This window comes from Streptomyces sp. NBC_00057, assembly GCF_045041165.1.
In the GTDB taxonomy this organism is placed as follows: domain Bacteria; phylum Actinomycetota; class Actinomycetes; order Streptomycetales; family Streptomycetaceae; genus Streptomyces.
This window is the reverse complement of sequence record NZ_CP108256.1, coordinates 2,277,128-2,302,068: the sequence shown is the minus strand read 5'-3', so window position 1 is coordinate 2,302,068 and position 24,941 is coordinate 2,277,128. Positions and strand designations below refer to the sequence as shown.

The 24,941-nt window shown below is 68.9% G+C and carries 15 protein-coding genes and 3 pseudogenes; 10 read left to right on the top strand and 8 right to left on the bottom strand.

Annotated features, from left to right (window positions below; genetic code table 11):
* Window positions 1-24 precede the first annotated feature (24 nt).
* Window positions 25-1,596 carry an amino acid adenylation domain-containing protein gene (locus tag OG953_RS10860; RefSeq protein WP_405683791.1) on the bottom strand — a complete coding sequence of 524 codons (1,572 nt, stop codon included), beginning with the start codon at window positions 1,594-1,596 and terminating at the stop codon, window positions 25-27.
* A gap of 251 nt (window positions 1,597-1,847) precedes the next feature.
* Between OG953_RS10860 and OG953_RS10855 the strand changes: the two genes are divergently transcribed.
* From OG953_RS10855 to OG953_RS10820, 8 genes are all read left to right on the top strand, one after another.
* On the top strand, window positions 1,848-3,083 hold the full coding sequence (locus tag OG953_RS10855; protein WP_405683789.1) for an MFS transporter: 1,236 nt from the start codon (window positions 1,848-1,850) through the stop codon (window positions 3,081-3,083).
* An 18-nt stretch (window positions 3,084-3,101) separates the two neighbouring features.
* Window positions 3,102-5,759 carry a YCF48-related protein gene (locus OG953_RS10850; RefSeq protein ID WP_405683788.1) on the top strand — a complete coding sequence of 886 codons (2,658 nt, stop codon included), beginning with the start codon at window positions 3,102-3,104 and terminating at the stop codon, window positions 5,757-5,759.
* Between the two features lie 239 nt (window positions 5,760-5,998).
* Window positions 5,999-6,622, top strand: coding sequence for an RraA family protein (locus tag OG953_RS10845; protein ID WP_405683787.1), 624 nt, complete (start codon window positions 5,999-6,001; stop codon window positions 6,620-6,622).
* Window positions 6,619-7,851 (top strand): MFS transporter, encoded by a 1,233-nt coding sequence (locus OG953_RS10840; protein ID WP_405683785.1) that lies wholly within the window; start codon window positions 6,619-6,621, stop codon window positions 7,849-7,851. The genes OG953_RS10845 and OG953_RS10840 overlap by 4 nt, the downstream gene beginning before the upstream one ends.
* Window positions 7,852-7,905: 54 nt before the next feature.
* On the top strand, window positions 7,906-11,643 hold the full coding sequence (locus OG953_RS10835; protein WP_405683783.1) for an amino acid adenylation domain-containing protein: 3,738 nt from the start codon (window positions 7,906-7,908) through the stop codon (window positions 11,641-11,643).
* Between the two features lie 194 nt (window positions 11,644-11,837).
* Window positions 11,838-12,947, top strand: a complete 1,110-nt coding sequence (locus OG953_RS10830) for a hypothetical protein (RefSeq protein WP_405683781.1) — start codon at window positions 11,838-11,840, stop codon at window positions 12,945-12,947.
* A 60-nt stretch (window positions 12,948-13,007) separates the two neighbouring features.
* A complete protein-coding gene (locus OG953_RS10825) occupies window positions 13,008-14,321 on the top strand; it encodes a hypothetical protein (protein WP_405683780.1) in 1,314 nt (437 codons plus the stop codon).
* 354 nt (window positions 14,322-14,675) lie between these two features.
* Window positions 14,676-15,908: a restriction endonuclease gene (locus tag OG953_RS10820; protein WP_405683779.1), complete on the top strand. Its 1,233-nt coding sequence runs from the start codon at window positions 14,676-14,678 to the stop codon at window positions 15,906-15,908.
* 207 nt (window positions 15,909-16,115) lie between these two features.
* On the opposite strand, the gene OG953_RS10815 is transcribed toward OG953_RS10820, so the two are convergent.
* The 3 genes from OG953_RS10815 to OG953_RS10805 all read right to left on the bottom strand — a co-directional run bounded on the left by OG953_RS10815 (window position 16,116) and on the right by OG953_RS10805 (window position 19,609).
* The gene (locus OG953_RS10815) at window positions 16,116-18,233 is read right to left on the bottom strand and encodes an RNA-directed DNA polymerase (protein ID WP_405683777.1); all 2,118 of its coding nucleotides are present in this window, start codon (window positions 18,231-18,233) and stop codon (window positions 16,116-16,118) included.
* A 570-nt stretch (window positions 18,234-18,803) separates the two neighbouring features.
* On the bottom strand, window positions 18,804-19,070 hold the full coding sequence (locus tag OG953_RS10810; RefSeq protein ID WP_388737025.1) for an integrase core domain-containing protein: 267 nt from the start codon (window positions 19,068-19,070) through the stop codon (window positions 18,804-18,806).
* A gap of 38 nt (window positions 19,071-19,108) precedes the next feature.
* Window positions 19,109-19,609: a transposase gene (locus tag OG953_RS10805; protein ID WP_405683775.1), complete on the bottom strand. Its 501-nt coding sequence runs from the start codon at window positions 19,607-19,609 to the stop codon at window positions 19,109-19,111.
* Between the two features lie 78 nt (window positions 19,610-19,687).
* Between OG953_RS10805 and OG953_RS10800 the strand changes: the two are divergent.
* Window positions 19,688-19,855 (top strand): annotated as a pseudogene (locus OG953_RS10800) (IS30 family transposase); the annotation flags it as partial.
* Here the strand turns inward: OG953_RS10800 and OG953_RS10795 are convergent.
* Window positions 19,820-20,872 (bottom strand): IS30 family transposase, encoded by a 1,053-nt coding sequence (locus OG953_RS10795; RefSeq protein WP_405683774.1) that lies wholly within the window; start codon window positions 20,870-20,872, stop codon window positions 19,820-19,822. The pseudogene OG953_RS10800 and the gene OG953_RS10795 sit on opposite strands and share 36 nt — an antisense overlap.
* Before the next feature lie 35 nt (window positions 20,873-20,907).
* Window positions 20,908-21,249 (bottom strand): transposase, encoded by a 342-nt coding sequence (locus OG953_RS10790; RefSeq protein WP_405683772.1) that lies wholly within the window; start codon window positions 21,247-21,249, stop codon window positions 20,908-20,910.
* Between the two features lie 152 nt (window positions 21,250-21,401).
* Here OG953_RS10790 and OG953_RS10785 point away from each other — a divergent pair.
* Window positions 21,402-21,569 (top strand): annotated as a pseudogene (locus tag OG953_RS10785) (protein kinase domain-containing protein); the annotation flags it as partial.
* Window positions 21,570-21,675: 106 nt separating this feature from the next.
* Here OG953_RS10785 and OG953_RS10780 read toward each other — a convergent pair.
* Window positions 21,676-22,042, bottom strand: a pseudogene (locus OG953_RS10780) (Scr1 family TA system antitoxin-like transcriptional regulator); the annotation flags it as partial.
* 256 nt (window positions 22,043-22,298) lie between these two features.
* Window positions 22,299-24,656, bottom strand: coding sequence for a hypothetical protein (locus tag OG953_RS10775; RefSeq protein ID WP_405683770.1), 2,358 nt, complete (start codon window positions 24,654-24,656; stop codon window positions 22,299-22,301).
* Between the last annotated feature and the right edge of the window lie 285 nt (window positions 24,657-24,941).

The following is a 24,941-nucleotide window of genomic DNA, read 5'->3' as shown; positions in this document are numbered from 1 at the left end:
GAGCACGGCCTTCGGGGCCGCGCGTCAGTTGTTGCCGGACCGTTCGTCCAGCAGTTGGTGCAGGGCCTGGCGGTCCACCTTGCCGTTGGGGTTCACCGGCATGGCGTCCACCACGTGGACGGACCTCGGCGCCATGTAGGCGGGCAGGCCCGCCGCGCAGGCGTCACTCAGAGCGTCCGGGTCGTCCGTTCCGGACACCACCGCGGTGACCGTCTGGGTGTCGGGCCACAGCAGGCACACGGCCTCGGCCGCCCCGGCCCGGCGCAGGACGGCCTCGATCTCGCCCAACTCGACACGGTGGCCGCCGATCTTGACCTGCTGGTCGTTGCGCCCGAGACAGACGAACTCACCGTCCTGCAGACGTACGAGGTCCCCGGTGCGGTAGTACGTCCGGTCGTCGCGCTCGAAGTAGCGCTCCGCGGTGAGCTCCGAGGCCCGCCAGTAACCCGGAGTGGTCTGCGGTCCGGCCATGCACAGCTCGCCGGTCCCGCCGTCCGGGACCGGGACGAGTTCCTCGTCCACCACCAGGGGATGCAGCCCGGGGTACGGCCGGCCGATCGGCACGTTGTCGTGGACGCACTGGGCCGGACTCGTCCGCGGATCCCAGCGGTGGACCGTGCACGCGATGGTGAGTTCGGTCGGCCCGTAGAGGTTCTCCACCACCGAGTGCGGGGCCGCGGCCTGCCAGTCCTCGGCGGCCGCGCGGGACAGCGCCTCACCGCAGAAAAGACTCCAGCGCAGGGTGGGCATCGTCCCCGGCTTCAGCACCCCGCGCCGGCGCAGCACCGCAGCGACGGACGGCACAGAGAACCAGACGGTGATCTGGTTGCGCTCGAGGTACTTGAACGGGGCGAGGAGCTCCAGCGGATCCATCGCGCAGACCCGCGCCCCGTGCTCCCAGGCCATGAAGAGGTCGAACACCGACAGGTCGAAGGTCTGCTCGAAGGTCTGGGTGAGCCGGTCGTCGGGGGTCAGCGCGTAGCGGTCCTGGTTGGCGTCGAGGAACGCCCGCACATTGGCGTGGGTGACCGGCACCCCCTTGGGTGCGCCGGTGCTGCCCGAGGTGAACAGCAGGTACGCCGGGTCCTGGGGCGACACCTCGGGGAACCGCTCCAGCGTGGTCGCCGCCGCCAGGTCGGTCGCGTCCAGGACGCGCGCGTCACCGAGGTCGGGGGCGTCGGCCCGCAGGGTGTCGGGCAGGAGGATGACCGGCCGGCGCGGCAGGCTCCGCAACAGCTCGGGGAGTTGGGGGAGCGACGCGGCGTCGGCCAGTACCGCGTCCGCCTCGGCGCGCTCCAGCATGGTCAGGGTGCGCTCCCGCGGAAACTTCCGGTTGAGCGGTACGAACGCCGCGCCCGCGAGCAGCGAGGCGGCCACCCCGAGGTAGGAGGTCACGCTGCGCTGTGCGAAGACCGCCACGCGCCGCGGCCGGCGGCCGACCGCCTCGACCAGCAGCGTGGCCCAGCGGCGTGCGGTGTCGGCGGCCTCCGCGTAGGTGACGTCACGGCCCTGGGCGGTCAGGGCCACGTGGTCGGGGAGGAGGGCCGCGTGATGGAGGAGGCCGCTGCCCAAGCGGTGGTCGAGTGCGGTGGTCATGTCGTTCCGGCCTTAAGTAGCGGGATTGCGGCGCGATCTGCCTGTCGGCTGTACGTGGCCAGACGCTAACCCCGCCCCGGTCCGGTGGAACGATTACGTGCGCACTGCCTCTTAACCGGGAAAATCTCGGTGCCCAAAGCGCAAGAGGCGGAACTGGATTTTCGCGGTAATGCCGCTTTGTGCTCGCAAGCGCGGTCGATCCCGGGCCTTGACCTAACCTCGTCACAGATAAGAGCGAGGAGACGCCCGGAATGCTCACACGCTTCCTTCCCCCGCCCGGCCCCGCCAGGCTCATCACCGTCATCACCATGGTGCTGACGTTGGGGCAGGGGCTGTGGATGGCCATCAACGCGGTCTACGCGGTCGAGATGCTCCACCTGACGCCGACACAACTGGGCATCAGTGTGAGTACCGCGGCCGCACTCGTGCTCATGTGCAGCACGCCCCTCGGGCACCTCGCCGACCGGGCGGGCCCTCGCGAGGTGCAGATGTGGTCGTACGTGGTGGCGACGCCGCTGACGGTGGCCCTGGTGTTCGTGGACAGTTTCGTGTCCTACCTCGTGGTGACGGCCGTTCAGGCCGTCGCGTACCGGGCGGGCCGCAGCGCCCGAAAGGCGATGATCGCGGCGCTCATCCCCGCCGCGGACCGGGTGCGTCTCCTCGCCTACGTGCGGGCAGCCAGCAATGCGAGCGTCTCGATCGGCGCGGGCATGGCGGGGCTCGTGCTCGCGGTCGGCACCCGGCCGGCCTATCAGGGCGCCGTGCTGTTCACCGCTGCTTGCTTCCTCGTCACCGGCCTGCTCACGCTGAAGGAGCAGCATGTTCCGCCCGTCCCGGCCAAGCCCGGATTCGCCTTCTCGGTGCTGCGTGACCGGCCGTTCCTGCTGTTCACCGCCCTCGACGGGCTGCTGACCACGCACGCCTTGCTGCTCGACGTGGTAATGCCGCTGTGGGTACTGCACCACACCGGTGCGCCCCGGTGGATGAGCGCCGTCATCCTCATCCTCAACACCGTCCTCGTGGTGGCCCTCCAGACCAGGGTCGCCCGGGGGGCGGACGCGCCGGCGGCGGCGGCGAAGGCCAGTCTCCAGGGCGCGGGTTTTGTCACGGGCGCCTGCGCCGTGTTCGCTCTGAGCAGCGGTACCGGGACGCTGACCACGTGTCTGCTCCTCCTGGTGGGCGCCGTGATCCACGCCCTCGGCGAGATCCGGCAGTCGGCGGGGAGCTGGGGAGTGGCCTTCAGCCTCGCTTCCGACGACGCCCAGGGGCAGTACCAGGGCACCCACGCCATGGGGATCGACCTCGGCAGGATGATCGCCCCTGCGATCTTCGTTTGGCTGGTGCTCGAGCACGGGGCCACCGGCTGGATCGTCCTGGCCGCCGCGTTCGCGCTGCTGGGAACGGCGATGCCGGCGGTCGTCGCCTGGAGCCTGCGCAAGGGTGCCAAGGACACAGAGGAACCCGGGCGCATCGCCGCAGCGGGCTGACACGAGGAGAAACGCGGTATGACGCAGTGGCATGTTGCCCCGCGGAGTGTAAACCTACAAGGCGTCTGCCTCATCGACCGGACCACCGGCTGGGTCGTCGGCGACGGCGGGATGATCCTCGCCACCCACGACGGAGGGGCCACCTGGATGTCCCAGGGGGACACCGCGAAGGACCTCCGGGCGGTGTCCTTCGCCGACACCGGCAGAGGCTGGGCCGCCGGGCGTGACGGCACCCTGCTCAGGACCATCGACGGCGGCGCCCGCTGGGAGCCGTGCGCCGTCGGCACCACACGCAACCTCTACGGGATCTCGTTCGCTCCATCCGGGCGGACCGGGTGGGCTGTCGGTGACGGCGGTACGATCCTCGCCTCGTCGGACGGCGGGCTGACCTGGCAGTCGCAGAGCCCGACGGAGAAGACCCACTTCACCCGCTGCTGTGCGGTGGACGACCGGGTGGCATGGGTGGTGGGCAAGCACGGCCGCGTCCTCGTCACCACCGACGGCGGAACGACCTGGACGGACCGCTCCGGCGCCACGAAGGCCGACCTGAAGGGCGTCTTCGCGGTCTCCGCCGAGCTGTGCTGGGCCGTGGGACGTTCGGGCACCCTGCTGTCGACGACGGACGGCGGCGTTCACTGGGGCGCGGCGGACGGGGTGACCGCCCTCGATGTCTACGGGGTGTGGGCATCACCCGACGGGCGCACCGTCCGGGCCTCGGGGGACGACGGCCTGGTACTTGGCTCGGACGACGGGGGCCGTACCTGGTCGCACCTGGACAGCGGCACGCCCAAGGACGTGGTGACCCTCGCCTTCACCGCCGACACACGGCACGGGTGGGCCGCCGGGGACGACGGTCTGATCCTCGCCTCCGCGGACGCCGGCCGGACCTGGGTTCCGCAACTCAACGGCACATACAAGGACTTGGTGGGCGTCCATGGCGCGGGTTCCACCCGGTGGGCGGTCGGTCAGGACGGCACCATCCTGACCACTGTCGACGGCGGAACCGCCTGGCGGGCCTGCGTGGAAGCCGGTCAACTCCTCTGGGCGGCGCATGTCCTGGACGACGAACGGCACGGCTGGGCCGTGGGCGCCGGGGGCACGGTGCTGAGCACGGCGGATGGCGGTGCGAGTTGGCAGCGTCGGGATGTGTCCGTGGACGTGGATCTGTTCGGTGTGCATTTCGGGCCGGGTGGGCGTCGGGGTTGGCTGGTGGGCGCCGGGGGCACGGTGCTGGCCACGGCGGATGGCGGTGCGAGTTGGCAGCGTCGGGATGTGTCCGTGGACGTGGATCTGTTCGGTGTGCATTTCGGGCCGGGTGGGCGTCGGGGTTGGCTGGTGGGCGCCGGGGGCACGGTGCTGGCCACGGCGGACGGCGGCACGAGCTGGCAGCCTCAGGACGCGCCGGTGAAAGCCAACCTGACGTATGTCCACGCCGTCGACGACGACAGCGCCTGCGCGGTCGGACGCGCCGGCACCTTGCTCGTCACCCACGACGGCGGCGCCACCTGGTCGCCGCGGGACAGCGGCACCGGCGCGGCCCTGTGGTCCGTCGCCTTCACCCCGTCGGGAGATCGGGGCTGGGCGGTCGGAGACCTCGGCACGGTGCTCGTCACCGACGACGGCGGCGAGGTGTGGAAGGCCCAGGAGACCGGGACGTCCACAAACCTCAAGAGCGTGTGGGCCGCCGCCGACGGCAAGCACGCGCACGTCGTCGGCGACGGCAGCCTGGTCCTGGCCACCCAGGACGGCGGCACGTCGTGGACCCGACAGGTGGCCGGCACCGGCAAGAACCTGTACGGCGTCCGCATCCTCCCCGAGGCGCGGCGGGGCTGGGTGGTCGGTGACGGGGGCACCGTCCTCGCCTCCCGCGAAGCGGGCACCTGGGCCCCGCAGCCGAGCCGCACCACGGCGAACCTCTATACCCTCGCCGCGGCCTCGCCCGAGGCGGCCTGGGCGGTGGGCCGGGGCGGCGTCGTCCTGGTCACCGACGACGCCGGCGCCTCCTGGCGGCCGCAGCGCAGCGGGACCATCAAGGACCTGCTGGCGGTATGCGTACGTCCGGACGCCGGCACCGGATGGGCCGCGGGCGATCACGGCACGATCATCGCCACTCGGGACGGCGGGGCGACCTGGTTGACCCAGCCCACCCCCACGGGCGACGTGCTGTGGGGGCTGGACTTCGCCGACGCGCTGACCGGTTGGGCCGTGGGCCTCGGCGGCACGATCCTGCACACGCGCGACGGCGGGGACACCTGGGACCTGCAGGACGGGGGCACCCCGGACGACCTGTTCGGTGTGTACGCCGCCGACAGCCGGACCTGCTGGGTCGTCGGCGACCGCGGCACGGTCCTGAGCACCCGGGACGGCGGCCGCACGTGGCAGCGCCGCAACGCCGACACGATGCAGAACCTCAACGCCGTCGCCTTCTCGGCGGACGGCGAAACGGCCCTCGCGGTGGGACGCAGCGACACCGTCCTCACGTCCCGGGACGGGGGTGCCACGTGGCGGGCCGACTCGACCGGTACCGGGATGTCGCTGTGGGCCGTGCAGCTCACCTCGGCGCGAGAGGCATGGGTCGTCGGCGACGAGGGGACTGTGCTGTCGACCTCGGACGGCGGCTCCACCTGGGACCGCCACCCCTGCAGCCCGGTGAAGGACTCGGTCGTCCACTGGTAGCGCACCCGGGAACCTCGAAGCGCACCTAGGGCCTGTTCTGAGTTGGCCCGTGGCGTCGCGACGCCCGGCACGCACGCTCGCCGCACCGGCCGAACGCCCGAGCAGCTCCGCTACCAGGGCCTTCGTCCGGCACGCCGATCGCACGCACCGAACGCCGCTCCTTCCCCCACGGGACAACTCAGAACAGGCCCTAGGCTCACCCCCGGAAAGCCCGGGCACACCCCACACAGGAGAAGCAGATGAGCAGCACCACCCCCTTCGCGGACATCCCGACGACCACCCTCGCCGACATCCTGGGACGCGAGCAGGTCATGGACATCACCATCCGCCCGCTGTGGCCCTCCATGCCCCGCGTCGCGGGCCCCGCGTTCACCGTGCAGTGCCCGCCCGGGGACAACCTGATGCTGCACGCGGCGATCCACCGGGCCGAGCCCGGCTCGGTCATCGTGGTGGAGTCCGGTGACCTGGACTACGCGCTGGCCGGCGGTAACGTCTGCGCTGTGGCCCAGCGGCGCGGGGTCGTGGCGTTCGTGGCCGACGGACTGATCCGCGACCTCGCCGAGGTGCGCGAGGCAGGCTTCCCCGTCTACGCAAGGGGAGTCATCCCCTTCCCGGGGAGCAAGAAGGCCGTCCGGCCGCTCAACGAGCCGGTGCGGTGCGGTGGCGTACGGGTCGAGGCCGGTGATGTCGTGGTGGCCGACGAGGAAGGCGTCGTCGTCGTCCCCGGCGCGCGTCAGGAGGAAGTACTGCTCCAGGCCAAGGCGAAGCTGGCCAAGGAGGCGGAGCAGTCGCTCGACGCCTGGCAGGAGGCGCACCGCTCGCGCATCGACCGGATCCTCGCCGAGTCCGGCTTCGAGGAATGAGCGCCGGCACCATGCTCAACCGCGTCCTTCCCGTGCACGGACACGTGCGGACCTTCCTCGGTATCGTCCTGGTCCTCACGCTGGGACAAGGGCTGTGGATGGCCCTCAACGCCGTCTACTCGACCACCGTTCTGCACCTGTCCGCATCGCAGTTCGGCGTCGGCGTCGGGCTCGCCGCCGGAGTGGCGCTGCTCCTGAGCACGCCCAGCGGTCACCTGGCGGACCGGATCGGGCCGCGCCGCCTGCAGATCTGGTCCCTTACCGCGATGGGCCCGCTGTCGGCCGCGCTGCTCCTGGTCTCGGGCTATCCCTCCTACCTGGTGGTGGTCTGCACCCAGGCGGTGGCCTACAGCGCCAGTCGCAGCGCCCGTCTGGCGATGATCGCCGGGCTCGCCCCGCCGGAGGAGCGGGTGTCCGCGCGGGCGTACATGCGGACGGTGAGCAACGTCAGTGCGACGGCCGGCGCCGGGGCGGCGGGCGTGCTGCTCGCCGTCGGCAGCACCACGGCCTATCGGGCCGCCGTCGTCGTCGTGTCGCTGGCCTACCTGGCCAGCGGCCTGCTGACGCTGCGGCTGCCCACCGTGCCCCCGCAGCCTCCCCGGCCGGGCCCGGCACTGGTGGTGCTCCGCGACCGTCCCTTCCTCACCTTCGTGGTGCTGGACGGCCTGCTGTCCATGCACAACATGCTGCTCGAGGTGGTGCTGCCGCTGTGGGTGCTGCACCGCACCGGCGCGCCGCGCTGGGTGATCGCGGCGATCATGCTGCTCAACACCGTGCTCGTGGTGGTGCTGCAGGTACGGGCCTCGCGCGGCACCGACGAACCGGAGGCCGCCGCGCGGGCGGCCCGCGGCGGAGCCCTGTGCGTCGCCGCCGCCTGCGTCGTGTTCTCCCTGACCGAGGGCGCCTCCGCGGTCACCGCGTCGGTACTGCTGCTGCTGGGGGCCCTCGCGCACGTCCTCGGCGAGGTGCGGCAGGCGGCGGGCAGTTGGGGCATCTCGTTCGGGCTCGCTCCCGCTTACGCCCAGGGGCAGTACCAGGGGACTTCGTTCATGGGCGCCGACATCGGCAAGATGATCGCGCCCGCGCTGCTCACCTGGTTGGCGATCGAGCACGGGACCCTCGGCTGGCTCGTCATGGCGATCGGCTTCGCCGTGGTGGGGGCGGCGATGTCGCCGGTCGTTGCCTGGGCCCGGCGCAGCAAGGAAGCCGCCGTGCCGGCATCCGGTTGAACCCGCTTCGATCCCCCGGATCGGAACAGTGCCTCACGACAAGGAGAAGACCCCGTGGACAAGCTCGCCGAGCCGGCGCCCGCCCTGCAATTCCCGGTCCGGGACGCGGCCGCTCCCGACGAGGGGACACCCCGTGACTCCTTCTCCTGGGACATCGCGCTGTCCGGCCCGGTCGACCGGTTCCCCGCGCTGGTCCGCGCTGTCTTCGCCGTGCTGCTCCACCGCTACAGCGGTCAGGACGATCTCGCCCTGACCTACTTCCCGGCCCGGACCACCAAGGTCCCCGCCCGGCCAGTGGTGCTGCGGTCCCGCATCGAGGACGCCGGCACCGTCGCGGACCTGGCCGCCGCGCTGACGGCGGAGGCGGCGGGCTCCGGCGTCGCCGTCCCGGACAGCGGGCTGCGCGCTGCAGTCGCCGGCGCCGTCGCGCCGGAGGACGTCCTGGGATTCCATCTTCTGCTGGAGGCGGTGCCGGCGGCCGACGGCGCGCGGTGCACGTTCCACTACGACCCCGCGAGGTTCACCGAGTCCTTCGTCTCCCGGATGGCCGCCAACCTCCACACGCTGTTCCTGGACGCCGCCGCGCGGCCCGGCTCCCCGGTACGGCAGCTGCGCCTGCTCTCGGACGAGGAGACGCGCTACCTGCTCCGCGAGGTCAACGCCACCGAACGCCCGTACCCCCGGGAGAGCTCCCTGCACGCGCTGGTCGAGGCGCAGGCGGCCCGCACTCCTCAGGCACCCGCCGTGGACTGGAACGGCGAAATCCTCACCTACGCGGAGCTCGACGCGCGGGCGAACCGGATCGCCCGCGTCCTGGGCGGGCTGGGCATCGCCCCGGGGAGCCGGGTCGGAGTGTCGACCGGACGCACCCAGCACACGGTCACCCTGCTGCTCGGCATCCACAAGGCTGGCTGCGCCTACGTGCCCCTCGACCCCGCATACCCCGCCGAAAGGCTCCGCGCGATCGCCGCCACGGCAGCCATGTCCGCGGTGGTCACCACCGGCGAGGACACCCCGGACTGGCTCGACGGTGTCGACGTCCTGCCGGTGACGTGGCAGACGCTGCTGGAGAAGGCCCGCGGCGAAGACGCCGGCGGGGTGCCCCCAGCTGCCGGTCCGCAGGACGCCACCCATCTGATCTACACCTCCGGCTCGACCGGCTCGCCCAAGGGCGTGGTCATCAGTCACCACAACGTGGTCGCGCTGCTGGCCTGGGCCTGGGACACCTACCGCACCGAGGACGTCTCCCGGGTCCTGTTCTCCACCTCGCTCAACTTCGACCTGTCGGTCTTCGAGCTGTGGGTCCCGCTCACCATGGGCGGCTGCGTGGTCGTCGTCGACAACGTCCTCGCGTTGGCGGAGTCCCCCGGCCTGAACCCCAGCCTGGTCAACACGGTTCCGAGCGCGCTGCGGGTGCTGCTCCAGCGGGACGCCGTGCCGGCCTGCACCGGCGTGCTGAACGTCGCCGGTGAACCCCTGCCCAAGGAACTCGTCAACTCCGCGTTCGACAGCACACGGGTCCAGCGTCTCTACAACCTCTACGGTCCCTCGGAGGACACCACGTACTCGACGTGGAAATGTTTCACCGGACCGGTGGCGGACAACCCCACGATCGGCGTGCCGATCCACAACACCGCGGCATACCTCCTCGATGCCCACGGGCAACTCGTCCCGCGAGGCGCCGTCGGCGAACTCCACCTGGCGGGCGCGGGCGTGTCCCAGGGGTACGCCGGCGACCCGGACCGCACCGCGGAGGTCTTCGTCGCGAGTCCTGCGGGCCTGCCCGCCGCGACCCTGTACCGGACGGGAGACCTCGCCCGGTGGACCGAGGACGGGGAACTGTACTTCCTGGGCCGGCGGGACAACCAGGTGAAGGTGCGCGGCTTCCGGATCGAGCTCGGTGAGATCGAGTCCGTGGTGCGGGAGGTCGTCGGTCTGCGCGACGTCGCCGTGCTGGCCGTCGCGGCCGAGGACGGCGCCCGCCTCGTCTGCTACGTCGGCCAGGCCGGCGACGAGGCCGACGTCGCACGCCTCCGGGACCGCCTGGGCCGCAGGCTGCCGCACTACATGCAGCCCGCGAAGATCGTGTTCGACGAGGCGTTGCCGCTGCTGCCCAACGGCAAGGTCGACCGGAAGACCCTCCTGGTCCGGCGCGTCGACTGGGCGGAGGGCAGCGCGGCGGGCTCCCCGCCGGACGGCGCCGACCAGGTGGCCGTCGCCCGGGTGTGGTCACGGCTGCTGGGGCTGGAGCAGCTGGGCTCCGACCTTGACTTCTTCTCCGTCGGCGGGCACTCCCTGCTGGCCACGCTGCTGGCGGCCCGGCTCGGCGAGGAGTTCGGCGTAGTCGTCAAAGTGGCCGAGCTCTACCGGAACCGGACAGTGACGGAGCAGGTCCGCATGATCCGCGACAAGCGCGAGCGGGCCACGGCAGCCATCGGCTCCAGCACGGAGGCACGGCTGCGCGCCGTCGCCGAGACACTGTGGGAATCCGCCCGCGGACACGGAGTCCCGGGCGCCAGTGCGGCCGTGTACATCGACGGCGAACTCGGCTTCACCCACTACGGCTTCGACGACGCGGAGCAGCGCATATCGCGCTCCGCCCAGTCGCGCCAGCGGATCACCTGCGTTACCAAGGCCCTCCTGGCGTTCGTGGCCCTGCGACTCGTCGACCGTGGCCTCCTCGGGCTGGACGAGCCGCTCGACGGGCATCTGCCGCAGGCGTTCCGGCGCCGGGACGGTCGTACCGTGAAGGTGACGCTGCGTCAGTTGCTGTCGCACACCAGCGGCATCGACGACTCCTACGAGGTCTGGCACGAAACCGACTTCGACGACCTCGAGAAGTACGTCACCGCCTTCGGCGCGTACGGGCAGCTCTTCGAGCCCGGCACGGTCTTCGCCTACTCCGCGTGCGGCACCTCCATCGTCGCCGCGCTGATCGGGAAGCTCCTGGGTATGCCGTGGCGCAGGGCCGTGAACGAACTGTTGTTCGTCCCGCTCGGCATCGAGGAGATACCCGAGACGCTCGCCGAGGACGGCCACTACGGCGACTCGGTCTCCGGCGGTCACCTCTGGAACGACAAGGCGCAGGCCTACCTGCGGCACGACCCGGTGCCGCAGACCGTCGCCGACGACGCGGCCGGTCCGTTCTCCATCTGCCTGACCATCGGTGAACTGGCACAGATCGCTCTGCTGGCGCTGAACGACGGTGTCACGGCGCAGGGCGAACGCCTGCTGTCGGAGGAACTCGCCCGGCAGATGCGCACCCCGCAGGTCGACGTCCCCGGGCATCACTTCATGCACGCCTGGGGGCTGGGGTGGCTGATGTTCGGTCCCTCCGCGTTCGGGTTCAACTCCAACGGCAGCGGACACCACAACTTCATTCAGATCTTCCCTGAGGAGAAGTCGTTCCTCCTGCTGCTGGCCAACGCCTATCCGGTCTTCGGACTCTACGAGGACCTGCTGCGTTCACTCACCGGCAAGGGCCTGGTGCACACCGACCGGAGCTTCGATCTGGAACTGTCCGACTGCGTCGGCCGGTACGAGTCGGACGGGTACCGGATCACCGTGCACAGGGGCACCGAGCACCTGGGCTACGCCTACGCGGAACGGCAACCGGACGGGAGTTGGGCCGATCTGGACGAGGGCGACCTGGTGCTGTCGGGGGCGGGCGGATTCAGCTCCATCTCGGAGCGGAACGTGCTGGCCGGTTCCATCTCGTTCATCCCGGCACCCGGCACCCGCACACCGGCCTTCGCCCGGGTCGGCCAGCGCTTCGTGGTGAAGGTCTCCTGAGCCGGTGCGGTGACTGCCCGGCAGCCGCTCGCCCTGGTACGGCGCAGAGGCCGTTCAACGGGGGCGCTGCGTGGGCGGTGCGGGCGGCGGGCCGGTAGCGCAGGCGGTCGGGCGGCAGTGACCACCGTGCCCACCAGGGCGCCGAGGCAGCGAAGCCGGCGCTCGTCCGGCCGTGTCCCAGAAAAGTCCCAGAGGTGCCGCCGCACCCCTACCGGCCCGCATTCGCGCAGGTCAGGCGGGTGCGACGGCGTCCTGGAAGCCGTCGGTCAGATGTCGCGGAAGAGACCAGCGAGCGCGGTGACCTGCCAAAGAGCCTGCTCGCCGCACACCGCGCCGTCCACCTCGCCCTCACCGGCCGGCCCGCCCTGCTGCTGTCCCGCTCCAACCTCCTGCGCCAGCTCGTGCGGGACACGCTCCAGGGCCTAACGGTCCCGAGCGCCCCCGTCGAGGCCGCCACCGTCCACGGCTGGGTCATGCGCCACTTAGGCTACGGCGCACCGCGTACCCAGGACGGCTGGTTCGACTGGACGGCCCTCACCGGCCAGGCCGCCGGGACGCTCGGCACATACGACGGGACCATGCCCCATCTTGTCGTCGACGAAGGCCAGGACCTGTCGCCCGGCTTCTACCGGCTGGTCCGTATCGCCGCCGTCTCCGTCACGGTCTTCGCCGACGAGTGTCAGCGCCTCACGGAGACGAACTCCACCCTCAACGAGATCACCGACGCTCTCGGCCGCTCCACGGGACGCGTTGAGATCGCGGGAAACCACCGCAACAGCCGCGAGATCGCCTCCCTCGCCGAACACTTCCGCATAGGCGGCACTCGACCCGAAATCCCCTTCCGCAGCGGGATGCTGCCCGTGGTCCGTCACTATTCCGATACCAAGGACCTGGCCGACGACATCGCCGGTCTGGCGGCCCGGCACCCGCGGGACCGTATCGGTGTCATCGTCAACACCATGCGCCTGGCTGCCGACTTGATGCGGCTCCTGGAACGCGCCGGCCTCGCCCACGAACCCCAGCTCTACAGCTCGGAGGCCTCGTCCGGCCGCTATCGCGACCTCGACCTCGCCCGCCCCGGCGTCGTCCTCGTCCACCGCGCCAGCACCAAGGGCCTCGACTTCGACACCGTCGTCATCGCCGACACGGAATCCGACTCCGCCACCGACCCCACGGCGGCGACCCTGCGCATGGCGTACTACGTCGTGATCACCCGCGCCCGGCAGCGGCCGGTGCTGGGCTGGCAGGGGAGCCGGTTGCCCCGTCATCTGGAGGGGTTGGACGGATTGGCGGATTCGCGGTGATGGGATCGCTCCGCATTCGATGTCAGACGTAGGCTGCTGTCGGAGAACAAGGGGGAGACGATGACTGACGACCGCAAGACGACCGTGCCGGTGTGGACGCTGGCGACCGCTGACGTCCGAGTGCCGGGATTGACCGCGGGCGAGTCGATGACAGCTGAACGCCTGGCTGAACTGCGCGGAGTGCTGGCCGCTCTGGCCGACGAGCCGATCGTCACACTTGAGGTACATCCGCTGCCCGACAAGATCGACCGAGGCCGTGGCATCCCGCTCGACGCCGCGAGTCCCCTGGCGCAGCATCTGTCACAGTTCATCACGCAATCGACGCGAAGTTCCCTTACGGCGGCCAGAGCGACCGCTTCCGGCGAGAATCTGTATTGCATGGTGGTCCCGGCGAAGGTCGCCGCCCAGTTTGGGCAGGGCATCGTCCGCCCGATGGTGCCGAAGGGGGCGGTCGGCGGCATCTACGGTGAGCTCGTGAATTCGACGGGCAGGATCGCTTCCAAAGCAAGATTCGTGCCGGTCGGAGGCGCGGCAGCGGCGGGCACGGTCGGCGGGGCCGGTGCGACCGCCGGTGCCGCGGCCGCCGGCGGCACGGCGCTCACCGTGGCCGCTCCGCTCGTGCTCATGGCCGTGGCGGTGGGAGTGAGCGCGCACGCCGACCGCAGGCGCCAACAGGCCATCGAACACATCACGGAACTGCTTGAGCGACTTCAGGAGGAGAAGCTCGACGACGAGCGCAGCACACTCGACGGCTGCCGTGGCGCTATCGACAAAGCCACGGCCATCCTGCTCGACCAGGGCAAGCTCGGTGTCTCCCTGGGACTCGACTCGGCGGTGCATGCCATCGACACGGCGCTGAGCAAGGCCGACGGCCGCCTTACCCGGTGGCAAGGCGCGCTCGACGGACTGCGCGAGGGCGAGGCCGTCGAACTCGGCACGCTGACCAAGGCGTTCCCCGGCGTCGATGACCATGGCGGTACGTTCCGCACCCACCTCGAACTCGCTTCCCTGGCCATCGCGCTGAAGCGGCGGGTAGTCGTCCTCCAGGCCGTCGAGCACGCACAGAGCAACGACGGCAATCCGTTCGAGAACTTCACCCGCGAACTCAAGCGCGATCAGCAGCGCCTCGATGAAATGGAGTCGAGCATCGCCGGTGTCCTGGTACGCCTGTCGGCACTGGAGCTGGCACGCCCGAGCGGCTTGCGTGCGCCCGTCTTCACGACCGGTGAAGTGGATCGCCTCATGAGCGCGGCGCACCGGATTCACCAGCTGGGCCGTGGCGTCACAGTCAACAGCCGTACGACAGACGTGGCGATTGAGATTGCCCGCGACAAGGACGGCTCGGTGGTCGTGTTCCCCGCGTTGCCGGCGTAGACCTATCGGTGTGTTCGGCAATGCGCGCAGGGCGCTGTCGCCCCAAACGCCGATCAGTAGCGGCGGGCAGCCGGCCCGGGACCGTGGTGGGTGCCGCGCAGGGTACTGAAGGCGTTGTCGTGATCGAAGGCCGTCTCGATCCACAGCGCGCAGGATGGTGGTCGTCCAGGGCAGGCGGGCCAGGACCTCACTGGGACTCAGGAGCGGCAGGCAGAGGCTGGCGTACCCGGTGACGACCGGGTTGGGGTCGAGAACTGGCGTGAGAATTAGCTGAATTCATGGTGCACTCCGCATCGGGAACTAGGTTGCGCACCGGAACCCTCGCCTTGCTCGGATGAGTTGATGCAAGATGGCATGGTGTCAAGTCTCCGCAGCGACCCACGTACCTCCGCTGCTGTCCGCGGCAGCGGCTGGGTAGGCAACTCACCACAGGCCGAGCAGTTACTGACGCATCTGGCGCCCGGTGAGCGCGTCGAGTCGCTGTTCACCACTCTCCGGTTCCACGGCGCGCTGACCGGTCAGCGTCTCCTCCTGTGGCGGGGCACCTTCAAGGTGGAACACATGGAACTGCGCCGTCCCCTCACCGTCCTGGGGAGTGGGAGTCAGTCGCGGTTCGGCGAGGCGGTCGTGCTCGACGGCCCAGAGGGGGTGATGGAGCTCAAGCCCCTTTCGCCGGTGGTGGCCCGTGCTTTGATCGACGCCGGTCGGCCTGGCGATGACGACGGCCCGGGCACTCCTCCGTACCTCGCGCAGGGCGACAGCGACGCCTCCGGGATTCCCCGAGCACACCCGGGGAATCCCGGCCGGGCATCCACACCTCCGCATGCGAAGGAATGCACCGGCTCACAGGAGAGGGTGTTCCGCGCGAGAACCATCCGCACATGGCAGGACGCCGAGTTCGCCGCCGTCGACCACATGCGCAGTATCGGCTTCGCCGAGGCACAGGTGACAGGTTCCGGCGCGGACGGGGGTATCGACGTGATCGCCCACGATGCCATTGCGCAGGTGAAGCACTACAGTCAGCCGATCGGTGTCGGCCCCATCCGAGAACTGCGGGGGGTGGCGGACGCGCACCATCACCTGCTGTTCTACGCGTCCGGCGGCTATACGGCCAGTGCCCTGAAGTTCGCGGACGAGAGGGGGGTCGCGCTGTTCTCCCTCCTGGAGCTCGGCCACATCACTCCAGTGAACGCGGCAGCGTCTCGGCTGTCTGCACGCCAGGACCGGACCGCCGGGTGGAGCCGGACGACGCCCAGCTGGAGTCAAGTGGCTGCCGGGGGCGGGCAGTCCCCGAACTCGCGCGCGATCCAGCGCGCCGCTGAGCTGGAGGCCCAGCGCCAGACCGTGCGCCGCCTGATCACTAGCGTCCGTGCGCAGACAAGTGTGGTTCACGCGCTGCCGTCCAACCGGTATACCAAGGACCGCATCAAGACACTGAACGCAGCGCACAAACTGACGGAGCGGGCGGAAGTCCTCCTGGCCAAGTCGCAGGCGGACTTCCAGACCCACGGCGGCCGGAAGCGACTCATCGCCATGGCCGACGAGAAGGCCCGCGAAGCCGCCCTGAAGCTGGGGATGCGTGTCTGAGGGAACGGCAGGCAGGAGATTCTGCTGTTCTCATGGACCATCAGGGCTCGGCCGGGAGACCGTTCCTGATGCGGACCTCGAGTCCCACCGGGCATGGAGGCTCTGCTGCTGCGGCAGATCTGACACTACCGGCGGCGAGTGGATGGATGATCCGACGTCCGAGACCGAACTCGCAGAGGTCCGACGCATGCAGGGTGGGTACCCTGATCACTTCTTCGATTTCTGGAGCCTGGTGGCAGGGACGCGTTTCCTCCCCATCTCGATGATCAGGCCGGCGGCCTTGAACGTGAGGTTGAGGGCGACGCTGTCGGGGACCTGCTGGTCGGGGCCGAGGTGTCCGGTGATGTAGTCGCCCATCTGGACATCCGGCTCCAGCCGCCTGAGGACCATGTAGGCGATGGACTCGGCCTCGACCTCGTTGCGGGCACGGGCCGTGGCGCGTTCCTCGTCCGAGCGGGGCCGCAACCGACGGTCGGGCCAGGTCTCCCCAGGACCTGCGCTGAGGTGTCCGCAGAACAGGTGCCCGAGCTCGTGGGCCAGCGTGGCGTACCGGTCCAGCAGGGACAGATTCCGGTTGACCTCGATCTCGAACAGCGTCGGGTACGTCTCCGGTCGATCCCCGGGCCTGCTGCCAGGACGCCCGACGAAACCGCCGGACCTGCTCGGGTACGTGCGCCCGCAGGAGGAGGCCGCGTGGTCGACCAAGGTCAGCCGGATTCCCAGGGGCGCCAGGTTCGACTCCGTGTGGTGCCAGACCTCGGCGACTTCCTTCTCACCGGCCCGCGATGACACCGACACAGGGGCGGTGACCTCCTTGGGCAGCGCCCGGGCTCCCGGCAGGGCTTCTGTGTCCCCGACGTCGTACACGAGCATGTAGGGCCCCCGGGGCTGGAAGATCAACAGCGGTTGGGCGCCGGGTCTGAGTACCCGCCGATACTTCGACTTCCACTCCGAGGAGGACAGGACGTAACGCGCGCCCGGCCTCTGGACGTGGACCACCATCGCATTGAACGGGGCGTACCGTTTGAAGCGTCCGACGAACTCGAGCATCTGCACGTAATCGGCGGACGAGCGATAGCGCTGGGCGCCGCGGACGAGATCGTCGATCGACGCCTTGGCCAGGTCCGCCTGCGAAACCTCGACCTCCTCGTCCCACGGAAGATCCAGCCCGTACTGCGCGATCACCGCTTCTTCGTGCTCCAGCGGAATCTCGCGCAGCCGCTTCCAGGCCGCGAGCTGTTCTCCGGCCCAGCTGGGTTCGACCATGTGCGCGAACGACAGCAGCCCGGTGACATGGGCGTCCAGCTCGGCCAGATCTCCGAACTTCTGATGATGACAGTGCTGCACGACACCGAACGATGCGGCTCCTCGCACATGCTTGGTGATGCGGCGCTTGTACGCGCGCGTCAGGCGAGGAGTGGGGCCGTCGACGACGATGCCCAGCACGCTCCGGCGAGAACCGGGGCGAGCCACATAGGTCTTCTGCGCGTTGAGTCTCATGCCCAGCGGTTCCAGGGCCTTCTTCACCTCGGTGACGAGACGGTCCACGCGGTCGTGGCGCACGGGCCCACGGCTGGAGAAGTACATGTCGTCGCTGTAGCGGGTGTAGCGCAACCCCAAGGACTCGGCCTGGTGGGAGACGACCTCGTCGACGCCGCGCATGACGATGTTCGACAGATACCCGCTGGTGGGAGCGCCTTGCGGAAGGAAGCCCTCGCGGGTGTGCTTGTGGACCAGGGCGGGCCGGCGGACGGAGAAGCTTTGCCCGGTGGCCTCCAGGTACACGTCGCGGTGCCCGGTGCCACGGTTCATCCAGGTCTGGTTCGACCCAGGTGGCGACACGGTGACCAGCCGGGCCGTGGTGTAGGCGCCCAGGGTGCGGCCGACACGACGCAGGCCGATCTCCGGGGAGCCGTCGTCGTCCTCCACGAGTTCGATCCGGTACTCAGGTCCTCTCGTGCGGGGCCACGCGTCCTTCAGAGCCGCGTGGACATGCCGCTCCCTGACGCTCCCGAAGAAGTCGGCGACGTCCAGGCGGATCACGGTGTGGGCCCGCAGATGGACTGCCGCGCAGTCCACGACCGAGCGGCCCTCGCGATAGGCGAATGCTGCCGGGTGCGGTTGGAACCTGGCTGGAAGAGTCCCCAGACGGGTCAGGATCTCCTGCTGCATCCAGGACAATCGAGGGATGGGGGCGTGCAAGGTCCGCAGTCCGCCGCGAGGCTTGGGTATCCGGTGTTCGATGTACGGGTAGATCGAGCCGCTGACCACCGCCTGGAGGAACTCCCCGGGGCTGAGATCCGCGAAGTCGTCTGCCGTCGTCATCGAACCGCCCCGTCCCCCCTTGGTGAGACGCAGCCGACGAGCCTCACCTTGAGCTGTTCCACCGCCCCTGCACGGGCGGCCGCTGTATCCCTCCGCCACCCTGTGACAAGCACAGGGCTCGATCCCTGGCATCCTGTGTGATCAGCACCCGGACGTCAGGACCGGAGGGCCCATCGCAAGGGATGGGTTCCTGAGACCCGTCGACTGCGTTGAGGAAGATCGTAGCTGCCCGAAGTGTCGAACCCACCGGTTCAGGTCACCTGACGGCGCACCGAACCTGCGCACTCCACTGCGGAGTTGGGCAGGACGAAGGCTGTCGGTGGTCGTGGGTTCGGAGGGCTTCGCAGATGCGCGTCGCCGGTCTTGTCGTCCGAGCGAAAGGCCCCACCAGGCGTGGCCACACACTGTTCAAGGCGCCGACAACTCGGCCCGGACGGTCTTGCCGCCGGGTGGGTGGGGGACGCATTCCCACCGGTCGGAGAGAGCGGCGACGAGCAGCAGGCCACGTCCGCCGGTGAGCAGCGCTTCCGGTTCGGCACCCGCTGAATCGCCCCGGGTTCGGTAGAGATCTCAGATTGTGGTTGTGACCTGGGGTTTCGTGGTTGCGAGGTAGTAGTTGGTCTCGTATTCGACGGGCGGGATGTGCCCTATCTCACCGTGGAGCCGGCGGTGGCAGTACCAGTCGATCCATTCGGCGGTGGCCAGTTCGACCTGGGAGAGCGTCTTCCAGGGGCGCCCGGGCTTGATCAGTTCGGTCTTGAACAGGCCGATCGTGGACTCCATGAGCGCGTTGACGCTGATCGGAAAATCGAGGTTCGTGAGGGCAGGCGGCAGCATCCGGGCCGCTTGCGGGCCGGATGTCGAGGCGAGCCTGGTCAGGCGGATACGGGTTCGAGGGTGACCTGGTGACCGAGGGCCTGGAGCTGGCGGACGAGGTCGCGGGTCTTGCGGGCGGGATTGAGATGGCGTTGATGCCAGTCGGCGCCGAGTTCCTGGTAGAAGGCGTCCGGGTCGTTGATCAGGTGCCAGGTGATGACGAGTATCGATCGTGCGACGGCGACCAGGGCTTTGGCGTGGCCGCGGCGTTTGACGATGCGGCGGTAGCGGGCGCCGAGGAAGGTGTCGGTGCGGGCGGCGGCGTTCGCGGCCTCGCCGAGGGCGCCCTTGAGCCAGGGGTTGCCCTGCCCGGCCGGGCCTGTGGTGTTCTTCGCGCCGGACTGGATCGTGCGGGGGCATAACTTGGCCCAGGACACCAGGTGTTCGGGGGTGGGGAAGCGGCTCATGTCCGCGCCGATCTCGGCGAGGATGATCTGTGCGGTGGCCGGGCCGATCCCGGGGACGGCGTCCAGTTTCTCGGCCAGGACGCGGGCGTTCACGCCGCCGGCGGACCGTCCCGCTCCCGCGTCGCGCGGGGTGGTGACCTCCTCCAGCGTGTGGGCGATGAGCCGGTCGAGTTCCCGAAGGGGACCGACCTCAGCAGACACACCCGCGAGGATCTCGCTGCCGTCGCCACCGCCCTCAACGGCCGCCCCCGCAAAACCCTTGGCTGGAGAACACCCTCCGAGACCCTCAACAGTCATCTACAATCAACACAAAACGGAAGTGTTGCGACGACTCCTTGAACCTGGGGTCGTCCTGGCTGAACGTCGACAGGTTTGTGCCTTTGGGCAGGTACTGCCGGAGCAGCTTGTTGGTGTTCTCGTTGGTGCCACGTTGCCAGGGGCTGCGCGGGGCTGCGAAGAACACGTCGACACCGGTGTCGGCGGTGAACCGCTTGTGGGCTCCAGCGTGCTGCGTAGTCGGGGGTTCATGCGTTTGTAGGTCTCGGCCAGAGCGGGAACGACCACGGTGGTGTGACGGCTGGCGAGTTTCACGACCGTGAGGAACCGTGACTTCCGGTCGACCAGCGTGGCGACCTGGCTGTTGTTCGAGCCGATCACCAGATCGCCTTCCAGATGCCCGAACTCGCTGCGGTCCGCCGCCGGCTGGGGCCGCTCCTCAATCGGTCGGGCATCGGTGATCTGTGAGCGCCACTGTCCTTTCACCGTGTGGCGCTTGTTCTTCCGGATCGGGCGGCCAGTTCGCAGGTGCTCGCACAGCTCGCGGGGGATCACTTTCCAGCGGGTGGTGTAGACCGATCGGTAGATCGTCTCGTGGCTGATCTCCATCCCCGGGTCGTCACCGTGATGCCGACGCAGGTGGCCGACGATCTGTTCCGGCGACCACTCCTCCCTCAGCAGGATCAGCACCGTCTGCCTCAGCGCGGGCCTGCGGGCGAGCAGGCACTGCTTCGGGCGCCGGGCGCGGTCAAGTGCCCGTTCCTGCGCAGCGATCGCCCGGTAGACGTCGCGTCCGCCGTTGTTGCTGACTTCACGACTGATCGTCGACACTGCACGCCCCAGGAGGCCGGCGATGGCCCGGTAGGACTCTCCGGCACAAAGACCACGTGAGATCTCCTCCCGCTCGCCCATGGTCAAGCTTCCGGCGCGCGCTTTGCGGGGTCCGGGAGCGATCCCTCCGTGGTGCTTGAGGACGGTGAACACCGAACCGGGCGGCTTACCGATCTGCCTTGAGATGACGCTGATCGATTCCCCGGCCCTCCACCGCCGCCACAAGTCGGCCTTCATCTCGTCCGACATCCCCGGCCGACCCAGTCTCGCCACGTAAACCGTCCTCAACCAGCACTGTTGCTCTGACCGGTTGAATCTAAGGCGGCTTTTTTCAAGATCTCGATCGTCTGCTGCTGTTCCCGGTTCTCCCTGCGCAGCCGCTGGAGCTCTTCCTTCTCCGCCGTGGTCAGTGCACCGGGCGCACCATCTCCCCGGTCGGTGCGGTCCTGCTTAACCCAGCCCCGCAGCCCCTCGAGGCTCACTCCGAGTTCCCTGGCGATCTCGGTGACGTTCCGATGCGGCGAGGACCGGACGAGAGCGATCGCGTCCCGCTTGAACTCGGCTGTGTACCGCTTGCCCATGTTGCTCTTGCCACTCACTATCTGGACTGCTTCCTCCGGGACCAACCGTCCCAGTATCAGGCTGTCCAGTTCAGTGGGGGAACTTCAAGGGACCGTAAAGCGACTCTCTTGGAGTCGTCATCCTGGTGTACGGCCCGTGCGTCGCCGCGTTCGTGGCGGCCGACGCCCAGGCGGACCGGCCCTGACTCGCCGTCGAATACGTTGCGGGACGCGACCTGCGGACGTACGTGACCGGTCACGAGCCGCTGCCCCTGGCCGAGACCGCCAACCTGGGCGCTCTGCTTGCCGAGGGGCTCGGCACAATTCACGAGGCGGGACTGCTGCACCGCGACCTGAAGCCGCCGAACATCCTGCTCGCCGAGTAGGGACCCAAGGTCATCGATTTCGGCCTGGCCGTCCTCGCCGAGCGGCGCTCCGTACTGACCGCCACTGGCAGGCCGTGGCGTTGCGCATCGAGGACCCCACCGCCGGGCCCAACGGCGGCAACTGGTTGACGAACAGCCGCCGCGCGTACGCCTCGGTCTGCAAGAGCCCCGGAACCAGCCGGCACTCGTACCTGTAGAGGCTCACCGCCTCCTGCTCCAGCCGTGCCCACTACCGGAACCAACTCGCTAGCCCAGGCCGCCGCGACAGATGCCGTGCCGCACCCCGCAGCCCCGAACGCGTCCAGTACCTCCTCGGTCCGGTCCACGAACTCCGCTGACGGAAACCGCCGCCCCTGCTCGATCGAACCCACGGTCGTCACCGAATACCGCACCCGCCCAGCGATCTGTTCCTGCGCCGGCCGGGCCCGGAACGCCTTCACGACCACCTCCGCCACCCCCGCAGCACTCAGCAACCGGCCACTGCGCGATGCTCACACGTTCACCCAGCGATTCAGCTCCTCCCCACGCGGCGCCAGGCTCGCCCGGCGCCTGGCCGTGCTCCGGCTCGACCGGTGGTGCATTCCGCCTGGTAGCGAGCTGCTCGATGTGGCCGCCCTGGTCGTCGCCGACGCAGTGCAAGATCACAGGGCTGCACGGCCGTCGAGCGGAAGCAAGCAGGCCCGTTCCGGAACTGACCGGGACGGGCCTGCGGGGGAGCCAGGAGGGGATTTAGGATCGATGACCGTTCCAGCGGAACAGGTCCTGTTCCTCGATCACCTGGTCCACAAGAGCGGACATGGCATGCAGCAGGCCGTTCCCATCGCGTGACGGGGTGGCGGTGGGGATGGGAGCGCCACGCTCCAGCACGTCGGAGTCGATGATCTCCGCCCGAATGAAGGTGGAGCCCTTCCCTTGCTGGCAGTAGGCATCCAGCCAGGCACTCTGAACGTCCGTTTTGATGCGTTTTTCCGTCAGAGCGTAGATCTTGCTGGTGATGGCGCTGCTGATCTCTTCGACGATCGCGTCCCGCTGCTCGCCGGTCGGAGGTTCCCCCTCCCAGCGCACGGGACGCTCAAGCAGCCACATGATCTGCACCTGAAGCTCATTGCGGAGTTCAGCGACAGGTTTGAGTGTGTCGTACTCGTCCCACCCCCATTCACCGAGCCGCCTGGAAAGGGCTTTGATCCGCGTCCAATGCTCTTTCGAGTTCGACTCGAGACCGAGAAGCCCACGCCATCGAGCACGGTAGGTGCTCGCCGCTTTGGTCACGGCGAGGGCCAGATCCATCCGGTCGAAGACCGGCTTCGCCGGCCCCAGTGGCACCGATTCCTCACCCTCGGCGAGTTGTCGTGTCAGTGCCTCGAGCTGACTGATGGTGCGTCTGGCACTGTTGCTGACGGGACGTAGTGGCTTGTGCATTCCACCGACGAAGTAGCAGCGCCGTTCCAGTCGCCGTCGGATTCCCCGCTCTGCTGTCGTACCCAGCTCCTCCCCGATGGAGCTGAGCATGTTCTCCGCCGAGGCGCGAACATGCTCCTCCCGGTCCGCGAAACTCGGAAGGTTGTCGGCTCTCATGCGGTCGAAATGGGTGAACAGGAAGCTCAGCTTGCTCGTGTTCCCCGAAACGGCGATGGACTTCAAAGCCGCGGCCGGGGCTGCCTGCATGGGAGCGGTGGCATTGTCCACCAGGAGGATGGCATCGACTTCGTCGAGCCGCTTGGCCAGATCGGTGGAGAGCGTGGACGCCGACTTCGGCGTATGCCCCAGACCCTCCAGGTCGATGAGGACCATCCGTTGGGGCGCATCTGCCCACGAGGAAGTGAAAGGCCCGCCCACTCGGATACCGTTGACGAGTGGCGTGAGCAACCGGCCGAAGAGCGGAGCGTAGTTGCTGGAAAGCCACGTGACCGACTTGAGGAACGCACCACGGTCCTCGGTCGACAGCGTCCAGGTGAGCGGCCACCCCTGACGCGTGCGCCGGAGCTCGCCCTCCGTGAGGAGTGCGAAACGGAGTTCGATCTCGTGGAGCATGTTGTCGACGATGGTGTGGAACTCCTCCAGCTGGCGGAGCGAGGAGTCGAGCACTTCTTCCAGGAGTTCCTCGATGACACGCTCGTCGTCACCCGCCTGCGGCTGCAGGTCCGCAAGGGCACCCTGCTTCTGTTCCGCCACCAACCTTCGCAGCTCGGCCACGGCCGTGATGAGCATGGCGGCGGTCGCGTCACTGTCGATGGCGGCGAGTTCGTCGGCTTCGAGCGCAGTCGCGTCCTCGTCCGTCTCGTCCTCGTCATCGGGCATGTCGTCGTCATCGGATGTCAGCGTCGGCCGGCCGAGTGTGTAGCTGAACCGGAAGCGCTGGTTCACGTGATCCAGAAGTCGCCTCAGCGCTTCGCTGTTCGACTTCCCCTGGAAGATCGCCAATGCGGCGGAGGACACGTTGTCCGTGAGGTGATCGATCACCTCATCTCGAGCGGCGAAGGTGACCGCAGCCTGGTAAGGACCGTCCTCCGTCGGGATGATCTCGGTATCGGCCACCGTGGTCTTCGCTGTCGACGTGGACGGGAAACGCTCGGTGCCGGGATCTGTGCCGAGCAGTTGCCGCACCGCCGTGGTTTTCCCGGCACCCGTCGTACCCAACAGGAGGACATGGGGGTATCCATCAGCCAAGGTCGGCAGAGGCAGAAATTCTTCGCGCAGTCCTCTGAAGTCTGTGCGGGTGGCTTCGAGCCCGTCGTAGAAGACATCGACGATCCGCTGGTCGTACAGCGCGATTGCTTTGGACCGGGCCTGCGACTCCCACAGTCCTTCGTTCTGAAGGATCTGATTCAGTTGGTCGACGAGGGCGTCAGCCTCCTCGTCGACGCTCGTTCCCAGTCCTCGTCGGACACGCCGCCCCTGTTTACCGGTCGCCGGATCAAGTCGACTCGGGTGCCGGAAGATCACTGACCATCCGTCTCGCCCCTGCGAACGACTTTTCGACGCGGTGTAATGACGTCCCATTGCCAACCCCCCAGTTGTTCCCGGTTGTTCCGAGATGCAGAACGTTGGCAGGCGCTGTGACGCATAGTCAAATCGATCAAGCCGCATTCCCTGCGGTGGCCGTTGATCACGATGTTTGACTGGCTAGCACGGCCTGCCTACGGGGGACTGTCATTCCTCGTACCTGCGCGAAAGCCGACAAGCGCGAGACGCTGGTGGCGCTGTTCGAGGTCGAGCCCGGCCTGCTCACCGGCCGCAGGCGGATAGCGGTTCAGCTCGTCGGCCCGACGTGACACGACCGACATCGGACGTTGCGAGGCCACTTCGGCGACAACCCTCCGTAAAGGCTGACGGGTACTCAGGCTTTCCTGACGTACCGTCAACCATTCAAGA

Bases quoted from the DNA above. Each gene is read 5' to 3' on its own strand.
- OG953_RS10820 (WP_405683779.1), top strand. From the start codon at position 14,676: ATGGTGTCAAGTCTCCGCAGCGACCCACGTACCTCCGCTGCTGTCCGC.
- OG953_RS10845 (WP_405683787.1), top strand. From the start codon at position 5,999: ATGAGCAGCACCACCCCCTTCGCGGACATCCCGACGACCACCCTCGCC.
- OG953_RS10855 (WP_405683789.1), top strand. From the start codon at position 1,848: ATGCTCACACGCTTCCTTCCCCCGCCCGGCCCCGCCAGGCTCATCACC.
- OG953_RS10860 (WP_405683791.1), bottom strand. From the start codon at position 1,596: ATGACCACCGCACTCGACCACCGCTTGGGCAGCGGCCTCCTCCATCAC.
- OG953_RS10850 (WP_405683788.1), top strand. From the start codon at position 3,102: ATGACGCAGTGGCATGTTGCCCCGCGGAGTGTAAACCTACAAGGCGTC.
- OG953_RS10840 (WP_405683785.1), top strand. From the start codon at position 6,619: ATGAGCGCCGGCACCATGCTCAACCGCGTCCTTCCCGTGCACGGACAC.
- OG953_RS10825 (WP_405683780.1), top strand. From the start codon at position 13,008: ATGACTGACGACCGCAAGACGACCGTGCCGGTGTGGACGCTGGCGACC.
- OG953_RS10775 (WP_405683770.1), bottom strand. From the start codon at position 24,656: ATGCGGCTTGATCGATTTGACTATGCGTCACAGCGCCTGCCAACGTTC.
- OG953_RS10810 (WP_388737025.1), bottom strand. From the start codon at position 19,070: ATGCTGCCGCCTGCCCTCACGAACCTCGATTTTCCGATCAGCGTCAAC.
- OG953_RS10795 (WP_405683774.1), bottom strand. From the start codon at position 20,872: ATGTCGGACGAGATGAAGGCCGACTTGTGGCGGCGGTGGAGGGCCGGG.
- OG953_RS10815 (WP_405683777.1), bottom strand. From the start codon at position 18,233: ATGACGACGGCAGACGACTTCGCGGATCTCAGCCCCGGGGAGTTCCTC.